The 15,373-nt window shown below is 51.8% G+C and carries 12 protein-coding genes and 1 tRNA gene; 5 read left to right on the top strand and 8 right to left on the bottom strand.

What is annotated here, in order from left to right:
* Positions 1-3: 3 nt before the first annotated feature.
* Together aroC and prmB are read right to left on the bottom strand one after the other, a co-directional pair.
* Positions 4-1,089, bottom strand: coding sequence for a chorismate synthase (gene aroC, locus FD428_RS06785; RefSeq protein WP_012131439.1), 1,086 nt, complete (start codon positions 1,087-1,089; stop codon positions 4-6).
* A 38-nt stretch (positions 1,090-1,127) separates the two neighbouring features.
* Positions 1,128-2,060 carry a 50S ribosomal protein L3 N(5)-glutamine methyltransferase gene (prmB, locus tag FD428_RS06780; protein WP_012131438.1) on the bottom strand — a complete coding sequence of 311 codons (933 nt, stop codon included), beginning with the start codon at positions 2,058-2,060 and terminating at the stop codon, positions 1,128-1,130.
* A gap of 165 nt (positions 2,061-2,225) precedes the next feature.
* Between prmB and smrB the strand changes: the two genes are divergently transcribed.
* The gene (smrB, locus tag FD428_RS06775; protein WP_012131437.1) at positions 2,226-2,777 is read left to right on the top strand and encodes an endonuclease SmrB; all 552 of its coding nucleotides are present in this window, start codon (positions 2,226-2,228) and stop codon (positions 2,775-2,777) included.
* A gap of 242 nt (positions 2,778-3,019) precedes the next feature.
* Here smrB and sixA read toward each other — a convergent pair whose 3' ends face one another.
* The 4 genes from sixA to FD428_RS06755 form a co-directional block, all read right to left on the bottom strand.
* On the bottom strand, positions 3,020-3,505 hold the full coding sequence (gene sixA, locus FD428_RS06770) for a phosphohistidine phosphatase SixA (protein ID WP_047462281.1): 486 nt from the start codon (positions 3,503-3,505) through the stop codon (positions 3,020-3,022).
* Between the two features lie 206 nt (positions 3,506-3,711).
* Positions 3,712-5,859 carry a fatty acid oxidation complex subunit alpha FadJ gene (fadJ, locus tag FD428_RS06765; protein ID WP_114848258.1) on the bottom strand — a complete coding sequence of 716 codons (2,148 nt, stop codon included), beginning with the start codon at positions 5,857-5,859 and terminating at the stop codon, positions 3,712-3,714.
* Positions 5,859-7,169 (bottom strand): acetyl-CoA C-acyltransferase FadI, encoded by a 1,311-nt coding sequence (gene fadI / locus FD428_RS06760; RefSeq protein WP_114848259.1) that lies wholly within the window; start codon positions 7,167-7,169, stop codon positions 5,859-5,861. The genes fadJ and fadI overlap by 1 nt, the downstream gene beginning before the upstream one ends.
* 177 nt (positions 7,170-7,346) lie before the next feature.
* Positions 7,347-7,631 carry a YfcZ/YiiS family protein gene (locus tag FD428_RS06755; protein ID WP_024130148.1) on the bottom strand — a complete coding sequence of 95 codons (285 nt, stop codon included), beginning with the start codon at positions 7,629-7,631 and terminating at the stop codon, positions 7,347-7,349.
* 371 nt (positions 7,632-8,002) lie between these two features.
* On the opposite strand from FD428_RS06755, the gene fadL reads away from it, so the two are divergent.
* On the top strand, positions 8,003-9,352 hold the full coding sequence (fadL, locus tag FD428_RS06750) for a long-chain fatty acid transporter FadL (protein ID WP_024130146.1): 1,350 nt from the start codon (positions 8,003-8,005) through the stop codon (positions 9,350-9,352).
* Between the two features lie 62 nt (positions 9,353-9,414).
* Here fadL and mlaA read toward each other — a convergent pair whose 3' ends face one another.
* Complete coding sequence (gene mlaA, locus FD428_RS06745) at positions 9,415-10,170, bottom strand: phospholipid-binding lipoprotein MlaA (protein WP_024130145.1); 756 nt, start codon at positions 10,168-10,170, stop codon at positions 9,415-9,417.
* Positions 10,171-10,458: 288 nt separating this feature from the next.
* Between mlaA and FD428_RS06740 the strand changes: the two genes are divergently transcribed.
* Positions 10,459-11,391 (top strand): formate/nitrite transporter family protein, encoded by a 933-nt coding sequence (locus tag FD428_RS06740; RefSeq protein WP_114848260.1) that lies wholly within the window; start codon positions 10,459-10,461, stop codon positions 11,389-11,391.
* A gap of 75 nt (positions 11,392-11,466) precedes the next feature.
* Positions 11,467-11,541: transfer RNA gene (locus FD428_RS06735), tRNA-Arg, on the top strand.
* 172 nt (positions 11,542-11,713) lie between these two features.
* On the opposite strand, the gene FD428_RS06730 is transcribed toward FD428_RS06735, so the two are convergent.
* Positions 11,714-13,318 (bottom strand): MFS transporter, encoded by a 1,605-nt coding sequence (locus FD428_RS06730; protein WP_052194464.1) that lies wholly within the window; start codon positions 13,316-13,318, stop codon positions 11,714-11,716.
* A 625-nt stretch (positions 13,319-13,943) separates the two neighbouring features.
* Between FD428_RS06730 and FD428_RS06725 the strand changes: the two genes are divergently transcribed.
* On the top strand, positions 13,944-15,371 hold the full coding sequence (locus tag FD428_RS06725) for a glucose/sorbosone family PQQ-dependent dehydrogenase (RefSeq protein WP_110493986.1): 1,428 nt from the start codon (positions 13,944-13,946) through the stop codon (positions 15,369-15,371).
* The last annotated feature ends 2 nt before the right edge of the window (positions 15,372-15,373 follow it).

Here is a 15,373-nt window from a genome sequence, read left to right as displayed (position 1 = left end):
TGATTACCAGCGTGGAATATCAGTCTTTACATCCGCATTTTGCGCGCGCTGACGCAGAAGGTGATCCATCAGCACGATCGCCAGCATGGCCTCAGCGATCGGCACGGCGCGGATCCCAACGCACGGATCGTGACGCCCTTTGGTGATCATCTCGACTTCTTCACCAAAGCGGTTAATCGTACGTCCCGGCACCGTAATACTGGAAGTGGGTTTCAGCGCCATATGTGCAACAATTTGTTGCCCGCTACTGATACCGCCGAGAATACCGCCCGCATGGTTGCTCAGGAAGCCCTCTTTGGTAATTTCATCGCGATTCTGGCTGCCTCGCAACGCGACCACATCAAACCCATCGCCAATCTCCACGCCTTTTACCGCGTTGATGCTCATCAGCGCATGAGCGATGTCCGCATCCAGACGGTCAAAGACCGGTTCGCCAAGCCCTGCCGGAACGCCGTTTGCCACGACGGTCACTTTTGCCCCAATCGAATCGCCCTCTTTCTTCAGGGCGCGCATCAGTTCATCCAGCGCGTCAATTTTATCTGGATCAGGACAGAAAAACGGGTTTTGTTCGACCTGCTGCCAGTCTTTGATTTCAAGCGGAATATCGCCCATCTGGGTCAGACACCCCTGAATGACGATGCCGTGTTTCTCCGCCAGATATTTTTTAGCAATCGCGCCAGCCGCGACGCGCATCGCCGTTTCACGGGCTGAAGAACGACCACCGCCACGGTAATCGCGCAGACCGTATTTCTGCTCGTAGGTATAGTCGGCATGGCCCGGACGGAAAACGTCCTTAATGGCGCTGTAATCCTGTGAACGCTGATCGGTATTTTCAATCAACAGGCCAATGCTGGTGCCCGTCGTCACGCCTTCAAAGACGCCGGAGAGAATTTTCACCTGGTCCGGTTCACGACGCTGGGTCGTGTAACGCGAGGTTCCCGGACGGCGTCTGTCGAGATCGTGTTGCAGGTCGGCTTCCGTTAGCGGAATGCCCGGCGGAACGCCATCAACGATACAACCGAGCGCCAGCCCGTGTGATTCACCAAAAGTCGTTACGCGAAAGAGTTGTCCAAGTGTATTTCCTGCCATCACGGCTCCGTTATCGTTGTTGTGTTGTTGACCGTTGATTAATCTTTATAGATGCTGAAATGCTCGCGAGCCGCAATGAGCTGCGCTTTCGTCAGCATAAAGACGCCGTCGCCGCCGTTATCGAACTCCAGCCAGGTAAACGGTACATCGGGATATTGTTCTATCAGATGTACCATGCTGTTTCCGACTTCACAAATCAGAATACCGTCATCGGACAAGTAGTCCGGCGCGTTGCCCAGAATACGGCGGGTCAGTTTTAAACCGTCAGTGCCGGACGCCAGGCCCAGTTCAGGTTCATGACGATATTCATTCGGCAGATCGGACATATCTTCCGCATCAACGTACGGCGGGTTCGTCACAATCAGGTCATACTGCACTTTCGGCAGATCGCGGAACAGATCGGAGCGAATCGGCGTGACATGGTTGAGCAGACCGTGCTCTTCAATGTTGTGTTCGGTTACGGCTAACGCGTCGCTGGAGATATCAACGGCATCCACTTCCGCCTCCGGGAAAGCATAAGCACAGGCGATAGCGATACATCCGCTGCCAGTACACATATCCAGAATGTGGTGCGGCTGCTCGCTGATAAGCCCCGCGAAGCGGTTATTGATCAGCTCGCCAATCGGCGAACGCGGCACTAATACGCGTTCATCAACATAGAATTCATGGCCGCAGAACCAGGCTTTATTGGTCAGGTAGGCCACCGGAATACGCTCGTTGACACGGCGAATGACCCGTTCAACAATGCGGTGACGTTCGCTGGACGTCAGGCGCGCGGTGCGCATGTCTTCTGGAATATCCAGCGGCAGATAAAGTGACGGCAGTACCAGCTGTACGGCCTCATCCCACGGGTTGTCCGTGCCGTGACCATACCAGATATTCGCCGCGCTAAACCGGCTTACCGCCCAGCGCAACATGTCCTGAATGGTATGCAGCTCACTCACTGCTTCATCGACGAAAATTTTATCCACGTATTCCTCCAGGGCATGCTCGCATTAAATTCGGCGGCTAGTTTGCCACGAAGACGGCGATAAATCAGCACTCACGCGGCGCCAGAGCGTGAAAATTGCGTTTTGGCTGAACGAATGTCCCCTGAGTCGGGTAAACTAACGCAAAATAAAAGATGAGACGTTCGAATGAAAAAGAAAACATCGCTCAGCGAGGAGGACCAGGCGTTGTTCCGGCAGTTAATGACCGGCACCCGCCAGATTAAGCAGGACACCATTGTCCACCGGCCGCAACGTAAAAAAATCACAGAAGTCCCGGTCAAGCGTCTGATACAGGAGCAGGCTGATGCCAGCCACTATTTCTCCGATGAATTTCAACCGTTATTGAATACCGACGGCCCGGTGAAATATGTACGTGCCGACGTCAGCCATTTCGAGCTGAAGAAAATGCGTCGAGGCGACTATTCGCCGGAGTTGTTCCTGGATTTGCACGGTCTGACGCAACAGCAGGCCAAACAAGAGCTGGGGGCGCTGATTGCCGCCTGTCGCCGCGAGCATGTCTTTTGCGCCTGTGTGATGCACGGCCACGGAAAGCATATTCTTAAGCAACAAACGCCGTTATGGCTGGCGCAACATCCGCACGTTATGGCCTTCCATCAGGCGCCAAAAGAGTACGGCGGGGACGCTGCGCTGTTGGTATTGATTGAAGTAGAAGAGTGGTTGCCGCCGGAGCTTCCCTGACAATGCCGATTGCCGGATGGCGGCGCAAGCGCCTTATCCGGCCTACGGGATCAGTGCAGGCTGTAGGCCTGATAAGCGAAGCGCTATCAGGCGCCTTATCCGGCCTGCGGGTTCAGTGCAGACTGTAGGCCTGATAAGCGAAGCGCCATCAGGCGCCTTATCCGGCCTGCGGAGTCAGTGCAGGATGTAGGCCTGATAAGCGAAGCGCCATCAGGCACGGTATCCAACCGACGATAATAACGTTAAATCGCTTTTGCCATTTTCAGATTACACGGGCTCATCTGCCAGTTGAAAATCCCTTTGCCGCTTTCATCAAGCGTTACGCTGGCAATCGCAGATGTGGTGAACATTGGCGGCGTCTCGCCAGGACAGAGTTCAGACACCAGATATCCCACCAAAGGCAGGTGAGAGATCACTAACACCGATGCGACGCCTTCATTCGCCAGCGTCTGTAACCAGGCGCTGACCATACCGACATCGCCGCAAGGAGTAAGCTCCGGCAAAACGTCCACATTGCCAGGCAGGTTCATACACTCCCCTACCACATCCAACGTTTGTTCGGCTCGTAGAAACGGGCTCACCAGAACACGTTCGATATCCACTTTTTGACCTTTCAGCCAGTTCGCCATAAGGCGGGATTCGTCACAACCACACGAGGTTAAGGGACGAACCGAATCACTGGCGGCATCGAGGGCCGCGTCGCCGTGACGCATGATAAAAACTTGCATATTGCACCGCTTTTGTTAACCAGAATCACCCACATTCTTAGCAAAAACCCTGACGGGTATGATAAAAATGCGGTGGCCGGCATTGTGCCTTATCCATTCACCGAATGAAACGCTGTTTTTTACCTCAATGGCGTAAGTATAGTCAATCTTTGTTTACAAATTGACCACCACACAGTCATTCGGTGCGGTCTCGTCCTGATATGACCTTATTCCTTCAGGTCTGTTTCCCCACTGTTCCAGAAACGTTCACCGCGTTCAGCCATCCGCAATAAGCGCTCACACGGGGTAAACCGGTCGCCATACTGCGTAGCCAGTCGTTGCAGAACCGCAACCACTTCACCCGCGCCGAGAGTGTCCATATAACGGAACGGGCCGCCAAGAAACGGCGGAAAACCAATACCAAATACCGCGCCGATGTCGCCATCACGCGCGCTGCGGATCACCTTCTCATCAAAGCAGCGCACCGCTTCATTGAGCATTAACATCACGCACCGCTCAGCCATTTGCTGCGCAGAAAGTCGGCTCTGCCCTTGCGTACCAATAAGCCTATAAATTGCAGGGTCGACCTGTTTTTTGCTTTTACGCCCTTTCACGCCATAAAGATAGAAACCGCGGCCATTTTTTCTGCCTTTGCGATCGTCATTCAAAATTGAGGCAACAACGTTTGCAGGCGCGCTAAAACGTTCGCCGTAAGCGGCCTCCAGTACAGGTATAATTTTAGTGCCTGTATCGATGCCAACCTCATCCAAAAGTTGGATTGGCCCGACCGGAAAACCAAACTTGACCAGTGCGGCGTCGATCGCTTCAACGCGTTCGCCTTCGGTCAGCAACCGTATTGCTTCGTTGATATACGGGGCAAGAATACGATTAACGTAGAACCCGGCTTTATCGCTGACCACAATCGGCGTTTTGCCCTGTTTTTTCGCCAGCTTAACGGTCGTGGCGATCGTCTGCGCGGAGGTTGTCGCATGAGGAATGACCTCCACCAACGGCATTTTTTCTACCGGGCTAAAGAAGTGCAAACCAATCACCTGCTCAGGCCTGGCCGCGTTAGCCGCGATGTCGCCGATGGGTAAAGATGAGGTGTTGGAGGCAAAAATGGTGTGAGGAGCGCAGTTTTGCTCGACTTCCGCCACCATCTGCTGTTTTAACGCCAGATCTTCAAACACCGCTTCAATAACCAGATCCCGATGCGAGAAGCCACGGTAATCCGTTGAGCCGGAGATTAGCGCCAGCTGTTTGTCGCGTTCGCCCGCTTTGATATGGCGGCGGCGAACTTTGGTTTCAAGCTGATCCCAGCTGTACTTCAGCGCGTGGTTGATGCCTTTGGCATTAATATCTTTGATGCGAACCGGCAAGCCGCCTTTACAGGCCGTCACGTAAGCAATACCGCCGCCCATCAGACCTCCGCCCAGCACGCCTACGCTGGCTAACGGGCCAGGCTGCGCATCGCTCCCCGGATCTTTTTTCACTTCGGTGCTGGCAAAAAAGATATTCCGCAACGCCTGCGACTGCGGCGTCATCGCCAGGTCGCCAAACGCCCGCGCTTCCGCGTCGTATCCGCTGCTGCTTCCCTGCGCCAGCCCGGTTTCAATCACCTCAAGGATTCGCTCTGTCGCCGGGTAATTACCCTGCGTTTTCTGCCCGGTTTTTTTACTGACCATGCGAAACAGCAGCGTGCGCCCAAGCGGCCCGGCCAGAATACGTTCACGCACCGGTAAATTCCGCTGAGCGGAACGCCCTTTAATCGCCAGTTCCACGGCAGCCTCAAGCAAGATGGCATGCGGCACGACTTCGTCCACCAGACCAACCCTGAGCGCTTGTTTTGGCCGTAACTGCTTACCGGTCAGGATCATGTCCAGCGCCGTACTCACCCCAACCAGGCGCGGTAATCGCTGCGTACCGCCAGACCCTGGCAGCAGCCCCAGTTGCACTTCCGGCAGACCCAGCACGGTTTTCGCATCATCAGTACAAATGCGCCGATGGCAAGCCAGCGCCATCTCCAGCCCACCGCCGAGACACGCGCCGTGAATGGCGGCGATAACCGGAACAGACAGCGCCTGAATTTCAGCCATTATCTGCTGGCCCTGACGCGCCAGCGTTTCAGCTTCCTGCGCGCTTTTGCAGTTGCCGATCATGTTGATATCCGCCCCCGCGATAAAGTTATCCGGCTTCGCAGAAATAAAAACCACACCGCGCAGCGCCTTGTTTTCCCGAATCTGTTTCAGGATGGCGCGAACCTGCGTCGCGAACTCCGCCTTCAGGGTATTCATTTTCTCACCGGGGACATCAATAGAGACGACCGCGACGTTATCCAGACGCACGTTAAGCGTGAAAGCCGATGTCATGTCCATTATTCCGCCTCCAGAACCATTGCCGCCCCTAAACCCCCCGCAGCACACGCGGTCACCAGGCCAAAACCGCCTCCCCGACGGCGTAGCTCATGCAGGGTTTGCGTGATCATCCGCGCCCCCGTTGCGGCAAACGGATGTCCATAGGCAATCGACCCGCCGAGGACGTTAAACTTACTGTCATCCACTTCCCCGGTCGCATGCGCCCTGCCCAGCACGTCGCGGGCAAAACGCTCGCTGCCAAGCAGCTGAATGTTAGCCAGCGTCTGGGCGGCAAAGGCTTCATGCATATCAATTAACGAGAGATCGGCCAGCGTTAATCCGGCCCGCTCCAGCGCCAGCGGCGTCGACCAGGCCGGGCCCAGCAGCATGTCCTGCCAGACGTCAATTGCGGTAAACGCATAGCTACGCAGATAGCCCAACGGCGCCAGGCCAAGTTCTTTAGCGCGAGACTCCGTCATCAGGATGACGGCTGCCGCGCCATCCGTCAGCGGTGTACTGTTCGCCGCCGTGACCGTCCCGTGTTGTCGATCAAACGCGGGGCGCAGCTTCGCATAATCAGCCAGAGTAGAGTTGCCACGAATATTATTGTCTTCAGAGAAAGGCTCTTTATACGGCGGCGCATATGTCGTCATCACCTCATCCGCCAGTTTACCTTCGGCCCAGGCCTGCGCGGCTCGTTGATGAGAACGATGCGCCAGCGCATCCTGCTGCTCACGCGTAATGCCATAGGTTTTCGCCATTTGCTCGGCCGTATCGCCCATCCGCAGCCCGGTGGAATATTCAGCGACCGCGGGCGGAACAGGCATCAGGTCTCGCAGACGCAGGCGGGAAAAGAGTTTGAGTTTTTGCCCGGTCGTGCGGGCTTTATTGACGTCCACCAGTATACGCGCCAGCTTTTTGCTGACGCCAATGGGTAACACGGAAGAGGAGTCCGCGCCGCCAGCAATCCCCGCGCGAATCGTCCCTGCCATCAGGCTTTCCACAACATTCGCTACCGCCTGAAAACTGGTCGCGCACGCCCGGCTTACGCTGTAGGCATCGGTGTGAACATTCATCCCCGTACCCAGCACAATTTCCCGGGCGATGTTGGGAGCTTCAGGCATTTGCACCACCTGGCCAAAAACCAGTTGCTCAATAACCTCGGCAGGTATTTCACTGCGCGCCAGCAATTCCCCAACCACCATTTTTCCCAGCTCAACAGCAGGAATGCCATGAAAAGCGGTGGCCTGACGAGCAAACGGCGTACGTAATCCGCTTACAATGGCGATACGATCGCCCTGGCGGGTAACCAGTGGTAAAGCCTGACTCATAACATTCCCCTGTAAAAAAATAAAATAAGTGGTCTGACCTGATCACAGTCTTAACCAATTTTTTACATTTCGCCAAGCGGAGACGCCAGAAAGTGAGAGCTAAGACACAGAGGATAGTAACAGAGGGTTACGAAAATGCCCCTGCCAGAATTTGACAGGGGCATTCAAAGAAGGGGATTAACGCAGACCCAGCTGGAAGATCAGCGTTTCAGCTTCGCAGGCGAAGACAAAGTCGATGTCCAGACGCACGCCTTCAGCTTCTTCGGTAAAGGTGGATGTAATCTGGCAAGGTTCAGACTCCACGCCACGCGCTTTTTCTGTCAGAGCCGCCAGCGTTTCTTCGGCCTGCGCGCGGTTTTCAAACACACGGCTGTAGGACGCGGTGCAATCGGAGTTGTCCATAATGGTGCCAACATCCATACAGCAGCAAACCGGGGTTTCATCAGCACTGCATTTACTCATTGTAGATTTCCTCTGTATTTGCACTCAAGGTGCCAGATAAATATTGAGGATATTTTACGCTCGTGGAAAAAGGCTCTCCAGTCGTTAATGACGCAAAATGGGATAAGTGACCGAAATCACACTTAAAAATGATCTAAAACAAAAATCGCCCAATCGAGTGAGTGCGCCAGGCCTCAAATTTGCCAGCTGGATCGCGTTTCTACGATCACAATTGAAAAATATTATAAACATACTTGCAACATTCCAGCTGGTCAGACCTATACTCACGCCACTGGTCTGATTTCTCTGTCGTACCTCAGACCCTACACTTCGCGCTCCTGTTACGGCATGTAACATAGTTTGTATAAAAATAAATCGATGAGGTTATGGTCATGAGCCAGAAAACCCTGTTTACAAAGTCTGCTCTCGCAGTCGCAGTGGCAATCGTCTCCACACAGGCCTGGTCTGCAGGCTTTCAGTTAAACGAATTTTCTTCCTCTGGCCTTGGCCGGGCTTATTCGGGTGAAGGCGCTATCGCAGATGATGCCGGTAACGTTAGCCGCAACCCGGCGTTAATTATGATGTTCGATCGCCCCACCTTCTCTGCGGGTGCAGTGTATATCGATCCAGATGTCAATGTGACCGGCCGCTCTAACTTAACCGGGCAAAATGCCAACGCGAATAATATTGCGCCAACAGCGTGGGTTCCTAACCTGCACTTCGTTGCGCCGATCAACGATCAGTTCGGTTGGGGGGCATCCATTACCTCCAACTATGGCCTCGCCACCGAATTCAATAAAGACTATTCAGCCGGTATCTATGGCGGTAAAACAGACCTGCAAACGGTGAACCTGAACCTCAGCGGTGCCTATCGCCTGAATAATAGCTGGAGCTTCGGGGTTGGTTTTGATGCGGTTTACGCGAAGGCTAAAATTGAGCGCTACGCGGGTTCCCTCGGTCCGGTGCTTTCACAACAGCTGGTTGGACAAGGCGTACCCTCTCAGTGGACGGATGGCATTAACTCCCCTGACTCCCAGATCGCCCACCTGAAGGGTGATGAGTGGGGATTCGGCTGGAACGCAGGCATCCTGTATGAACTCGACAAAGATAACCGTTGGGGCCTGACCTACCGCTCTGAAGTAAAAATCGACTTCGAAGGCGATTACAAAAGCTCCATTAACCCAAATCTGAACAATATTTTCGCCAGCATGGGGCTTTCAAGCCTGCCATACGGCACTGGCGGCGCAACACAGAATGGTTCCTTAACCCTGAACCTGCCTGAAATGTGGGAAATCTCCGGTTATAACCGCGTCGCGCCGCAATGGGCTATCCACTATAGCCTGACTTATACCAGCTGGAGCCAGTTCCAGGAGTTAAAAGCCAAAGGCGACGACGGCCAGACGCTCTTCTATAAAGATGAAAGCTTTAAGGATGCGTACCGTATCGCGTTGGGTACGACCTACTACTACGATAAGAACTGGACTTTCCGTACCGGTATCGCGTATGACGATAGCCCGGTTCCGGCAAACAAACGCTCCATTTCTATTCCCGATCAGGACCGTCTGTGGCTGAGCGCGGGTGCAACTTACGCCTTCAATGAAGATGCTTCTATTGACGTTGGCGCATCCTATATGCACGGCCAGAACGTGAAATTCACCGAAGGGGAAGGCCCGGCTGCTTACTCCTTCAAGTCTGACGGTAAAGCCTGGCTGTTCGGTACGAACTTTAACTACGCGTTCTGATTTTCATCAGACGTAAAAAAAGGTGAGTCTTTTGACTCACCTTTTTTATTGGCCTCGTGTGGTTATTCAGAATCAATCTCTTTGAGATCGTCCTGAATCGCCTGGGCATTCGGGTTTTCCTGCGGTTTAAGCTTCCCGCCGTTAGCGATGAAGTCATGACGCTGGAAGTATGCTTCACGCACCAGAATATACGGGTCGGAAGACTGACGCAGCAGACCATCGGAATCCAGCAGTTGCGCGCGGGTTTCAATTCCTTCAATGGTCCATTTACCAATAGACATCGGCCAGGTGAGCCAGGAAAGTACCGGATAAAGGGTATCGGCCATATCACCGCCATCTTCACGCAGCGTGAAGCTGCCATAGAACGGAAGTTGCACGTAGGGGCCATACCCCACGCCGTAATGGCCTAACGTACTGCCGAAACGGTGCGGTTCAACACGCTGTAGTTTTGGATTCGCCATCCCCGCAACATCAATAAAGCCCCCCATCCCCAAAATACTATTCAGGAAGAAGCGGGTGAAGTGCACCATGCCCTGATAGGGATCGCCCTGTAGGAAATAGTTCACCATAATCGCAGGCTCTTCGAGGTTGCTGGTAAAATTACTCAAACCATTTCTGGCAGGCTGCGGAACATAATCACGCCAGGCGACAGCGACCGGTCGAACGACATACGGGTCCAACACGTTAAAGTTGAAGTTGTACATGGTGCGGTTAAATCCTTCGAGCGGATCTGAACGCCCCTGCTGTTCTGTACCGGAGCTTGCACATCCCACCAGCAGTGTGCTCCCCAGCGCAAGCGCCGACAGGCGAAGCTTCATAAATGTCTCCCTGTTGATTATGGCTATCGCTGATTGCCATCCATGACGGAACGAGACCGTATCCGCCTGTTTAGGTGTGAGCGATTGTAACAGCACGTCAAATGATGTCTATATACTGATTCTTGTTGATTTGATCATAGCCTGTAACTCTGGCTCATGGCGGGTTTCATTCTAACCGGGCGGGTAAAAACGCGCGTCGCCTTTTTTGCGATTTCAGAGTTTGCCCTGCCTTCAGTCGGATAAAAGCCACTACGCTTTAGACAGATGTGTTCATCACGAGGTCTCACAATGGATAAATTCAGCGAAGAGAAAATTGATCAACACAGTGACGAACTCGAAGTCGAAAGCGAAGAAAAACAACGCGGGAAAAAGATAGAGGTCGACGAGGATCGCCTCCCCTCACGCGCGATGGCGATTCACGAACATATCCGCCAGGACGGCGAAAAAGAGCTGGAGCGTGACGCTATGGCGCTGCTGTGGTCAGCCATTGCCGCAGGGCTCTCAATGGGCGCCTCGCTACTGGCGAAAGGTATTTTTCACGTACAGCTGGACGGCGTCCCCGGCAGTTTTTTACTTGAGAATCTGGGTTATACCTTTGGTTTTATCATCGTCATCATGGCGCGCCAGCAGTTGTTTACTGAAAATACCGTCACCGCCGTTCTGCCGGTGATGCAAAACCCGACGATGGGCAACGCAGGTCTGCTGATGCGGCTCTGGAGCGTGGTGTTGCTGGGCAACGTGGTCGGTACTGGCATCGCCGCATGGGCTTTTGAATATATGCCTATATTTGACGAAGAAACGCGCGATGCGTTTGTCAAAATCGGCATGGATGTGATGAAAAACAGCCCTGGCGAGATGTTTGCCAATGCCATTATTTCCGGCTGGATCATTGCCACAATGGTATGGATGTTTCCTGCTGCCGGCGCCGCAAAAATCGTGGTGATCATTCTGATGACCTGGCTTATCGCCCTCGCTGACACGACTCATATCGTCGTGGGTTCGGTTGAAATCCTCTATCTGGTGTTTAACGGCACGCTGCACTGGAGCGACTTTTTCTGGCCCTTTGCTTTGCCCACGCTGGCGGGGAATATCTGCGGCGGTACATTCATCTTCGCGCTTATGAGCCATGCGCAGATCCGTAATGATATGAGCGCCAGAAGCAAAGAAGAGGCCAGGCTGCATGCCGGAAAGAAGGCGGAAAAGCAGAAAAAACAGTCCTGAATGGCGACTGTTTGAGCAGTCAGGCGGCGATATACTTACTGTGCAGGGTAAAAAACGCTATACTCGTGCCGCCTCGTCTCCTTAGTTAAATGGATATAACGAGCCCCTCCTAAGGGCTAGTTGCAGGTTCGATTCCTGCAGGGGACACCATACATACCTCTCCTGACGTCTGCCGGGTTCAGTAAAACCACCACAATCAGCCATCGTCTTGTGATTTTGCATTTCTACATTGCCACGCGGCAGACAGGATGATGCGTGATTCAGTCCTGCCGCCCCACAACGTTCTATTATTCACCAGACGGTATAAGCTGAACGCTTATTTTTATTCCTCTTGTATGACAAAGGATTCCGCTACACTCGCAGAAAAATAGTGTGTTGCTTTTTTATTCAGAATGACGTCATCCAGCTGCTGCTGTATTTGTCTGTCATCGACAGTCGCTCTGTCGTGCTGGCGCAGATGTTCAGCCAATGACGACACCATGAATGTTTCAATAAATTCATTGGATTTCTCAGGAACCACAAACAGTCCCCAGGCGTAACCGCCATCCCTTAACCGGATATTTTTTAACTTTTTCATCAAACTGATAAATTGGCCATTCTTTTCAGCATCGACATGATAATAAACAGACACCAGCATCGGGCCGGTATGGCCGGTAATATCATTAAGACCGTCCTCAGCAAGGCTAAAGTGGTCTGAATGCTGCAAGTTAATATTGTCATGGTCAATTTTTACCTTTAATACGCATAACCAGACAACGACAATACCGATTGCGGCAGAAAGTAATGCTGTGGTTACTGACGTATGCGAGGCAATTTGTCCCCAGACCAGAGAACCGAATGCCATTGACCCGGAAAATACGGTCAGGTACAAGGCCAGCCCTCTTGCACGAACCCAGTCCGGGAGCGCTGTCTGGGCTGATATCATGAGCGTTGACAAGGTAATAATCCAGCTGAAACCAGCCACAATACTGGCGAAAATGGCGGCATATTGAGATGCTGCTCCGGCGAATATCAGCAATACGGCAGCAGTACCGAATGTTCCTGAGGTAATAAGAGCGCCGGCACTGAGTCGCTTACGCAGCGCGGGCAAACTGAATGCGCCACAGACAGCGCCGATCCCGATACTGGTTGTTAACACGCCATATAATGTTGCATCTCCCTGAAGTGAGAGTCTCACCACCAACGGGAGCATTGCCCAATACGCGCTGGCAAAAACAAAGAAGCTGGCAGCCTTTATTATTGTTCTCATTAATTCAGGGCTGTAACGGGCATAACGCAAACCTGAAACCATTGCGGCAACAACAGATTCAGCCGGAAGACTCCCGTTCGTTTTTTCTTCTCCTTTCCACCACCATACCGCAGCAATAATCGCAATAAAACTCAACGCATTCAGAAGAAAAGGAAGATAAAGACCGACCTGTGAAATCAAAATACCGGCCAGCGCGGGCCCGATCGCCCGGCTGATGTTAATACCCATACTGTTTAACGCAATCCCGGATTTTAATTCATGAGGTTCAACAATAGCAGGTACAATGGCCTGCCATGCCGGGCCTAAAAACGCGGCGCCGGATCCGAGAATAAACGTGATGAATAATAACCATCCGATACTGACAACATTAAAATAGACGATAATTGCGAGCAGAGACGCGGCACACAGCATCATAATATTAACAAGAATAAGTAACTTTCTCTTGTCGAAAATATCCGCAATGGCCCCCGCCGGTAACGCCAGCAAGAATACGGGCAGCGTGGTCATTGCCTGAATAGCGGCAATCATGACAGGGTCCGGGCTTAAATTGGTCATCAACCAACCGGCGCCAACATCATTCATCCAGGTCCCGATATTGGAAAAGAGTGTGGCTATCCATAACATGAAAAAAACACGGTTACGTAAAGGTGACCATGCTGATGAATGTTGTTCTGCCATATAAATATGCCCTCCAGCTTAAGATGACCGGTAATCATTTACTTGTCACAGGTATCAACAATATCGTAATCAAAATACAAAACAGGAAAAGAAGATTTATGGGGAATATTTAGATACAGTCCCTTATCTCATGACATTACCTTTTATAAAAATAAATAACAAGAATTAAAATCCGCGTTCAGACAATACCATCTCCGGTAGAAATGTGCCTGATAATCCTTAAATAAAGTGTTATCACTGAAAAATAGAGACTATTCATGGACATCACTCTCATTATAGAACACAACCACATAAGCCAGTGGGTGAAAATCAACATTAACAACACATGTCGGACAGTGAATTTCAAAAAATGAGACAATAAATTCATATCGCGATATTGTGAGAAGCCAACAAATGAACCTCTAACAACTGCCAGAGAAAAACATTCAGCACAAACAACACGTTAAACAACACTCCAATGCCAACACACACAAATCGACTTATTCCACCTTATCGCAACAGATTCATTTTTAATAAATTATCGGCTTCTGGCGCAACTTGACAAATTACCTCTCAAGGACAATAGTTGTTACATCTTTGAAAATTTCGACATCCGTCGAAATTATTTATCATATACAGGAACACAATGATGAATAATAAAATAAAGCGCATCAGTCAGGCTGTTACGTTAGCCCTTGCCATATCTGGCGTTAGTTATGCCGCAACCTCATCACAGGCCGCAAATTCAAAACAAACCGAGATACAAGCCTCAGAACCTTTTTCCGCGCATGTCCTCATTAGCGGGCTTGATGCCCCGTGGGATATGGTGTGGGGGCCGGATGATTATTTATGGGTAACCGAACGTAAAGCCGCTTCTATCGATCGTATCAACCCGAAAACCGGTGAGAAAAAAGTCGCCATTACGCTGAGCGGGGTTCATACCGGGCCGCAGCATGAAGGCGTTCTGGGCCTGGCGTTGTCACCGAGCTTCATGAAACCGGGTGGCGATAATTATGTTTATACGGCCTATACCTATATGAACGGCGACAAGGAACACGCCAAAATCGTTCGCCTGGAATATGACGAAAAAACCCAGAAGCTGGGTAATGAAAAAGAGATCCTGGCTGGATTCCCGGCGGGCAATGACCATAACGGTGGACGCCTGCGCTTTGGCCCGGACGGGAAGTTGTATTATACCATCGGTGAACAAGGGCATAACCAGGGCGCGAATTTCTGTAAACCTATCGAAGCTCAGCGTATTCCCACTGAGGATGAACTGAAGAATAAAGACTATGCCGCCTATGCCGGTAAAGTGCTGCGTCTGAATACCGATGGCTCCATTCCAGATGATAACCCCGTTATTAAAGGGATCAAAAGCCACCTGTTTACTTACGGACACCGTAACCCTCAGGGACTGGTATTTATTGGCGATACCCTTTACGCATCCGAACAAGGGCCATCCTCCGATGACGAGCTGAATATCCTCGAACCCGGCGGCAACTATGGCTGGCCACACGTTGCCGGTTTCCAGGACGATCAGGCTTACGTTTATGCCAACTACTCTGAAGCGGCGAATTGCCCGTCTCTGACCTGGGACCCTAACCATATTCCGGCAGGCGTTCCTGTCCAGAAAGAAACAGAGTGGAAAGCCGCAGACTTTAAAGCGCCGATTAAAACGTTCTTTACGGTCAAAGAAGGCTTTACCTATAACGACGCCAGCTGCGGCCCGGATTCTTCATATATCTGCTGGCCGACAATTGCGCCATCCAGCGTGGCATACTACCCGGAAAACGGCGTAATTAAAGGCTGGCGAAACTCGGTGATTATCAGCTCCATGAAAAATGGCGCGCTGTACCGTGTTCTGCTGAATGCCGATAAGAAAGATGTCCAGGGTGACGTCGCGAAATATTTCCACACGGCAAACCGTTACCGCATGGTGCTGGTGAGCCCGGACACCCGTAAAATCTACGTGGCGACGGATAACTTTGGTAATGTGATGGATGAATCCAACCATCCAACGCATAATCTGAGTAACCCAGGTTCTATTATCGTCTTTGAATACACGGGCAAATAATT

Source organism: Citrobacter sp. TBCP-5362 (assembly GCF_005406305.1).
Lineage (GTDB): Bacteria > Pseudomonadota > Gammaproteobacteria > Enterobacterales > Enterobacteriaceae > Citrobacter_B > Citrobacter_B koseri.
The sequence above is the reverse complement of the archived record's forward strand: the minus strand, read 5'-3'. Positions and strand labels throughout refer to the sequence as shown.

Excerpts from the sequence above, each read along its gene's own strand:
- aroC (WP_012131439.1), bottom strand. The coding sequence starts at position 1,089 with ATGGCAGGAAATACACTTGGACAACTCTTTCGCGTAACGACTTTTGGT.
- fadL (WP_024130146.1), top strand. The coding sequence starts at position 8,003 with ATGAGCCAGAAAACCCTGTTTACAAAGTCTGCTCTCGCAGTCGCAGTG.
- FD428_RS06755 (WP_024130148.1), bottom strand. The coding sequence starts at position 7,631 with ATGAGTAAATGCAGTGCTGATGAAACCCCGGTTTGCTGCTGTATGGAT.
- FD428_RS06740 (WP_114848260.1), top strand. The coding sequence starts at position 10,459 with ATGGATAAATTCAGCGAAGAGAAAATTGATCAACACAGTGACGAACTC.
- fadI (WP_114848259.1), bottom strand. The coding sequence starts at position 7,169 with ATGAGTCAGGCTTTACCACTGGTTACCCGCCAGGGCGATCGTATCGCC.
- sixA (WP_047462281.1), bottom strand. The coding sequence starts at position 3,505 with ATGCAAGTTTTTATCATGCGTCACGGCGACGCGGCCCTCGATGCCGCC.
- fadJ (WP_114848258.1), bottom strand. The coding sequence starts at position 5,859 with ATGGACATGACATCGGCTTTCACGCTTAACGTGCGTCTGGATAACGTC.
- mlaA (WP_024130145.1), bottom strand. The coding sequence starts at position 10,170 with ATGAAGCTTCGCCTGTCGGCGCTTGCGCTGGGGAGCACACTGCTGGTG.
- FD428_RS06725 (WP_110493986.1), top strand. The coding sequence starts at position 13,944 with ATGATGAATAATAAAATAAAGCGCATCAGTCAGGCTGTTACGTTAGCC.
- FD428_RS06730 (WP_052194464.1), bottom strand. The coding sequence starts at position 13,318 with ATGGCAGAACAACATTCATCAGCATGGTCACCTTTACGTAACCGTGTT.
- smrB (WP_012131437.1), top strand. The coding sequence starts at position 2,226 with ATGAAAAAGAAAACATCGCTCAGCGAGGAGGACCAGGCGTTGTTCCGG.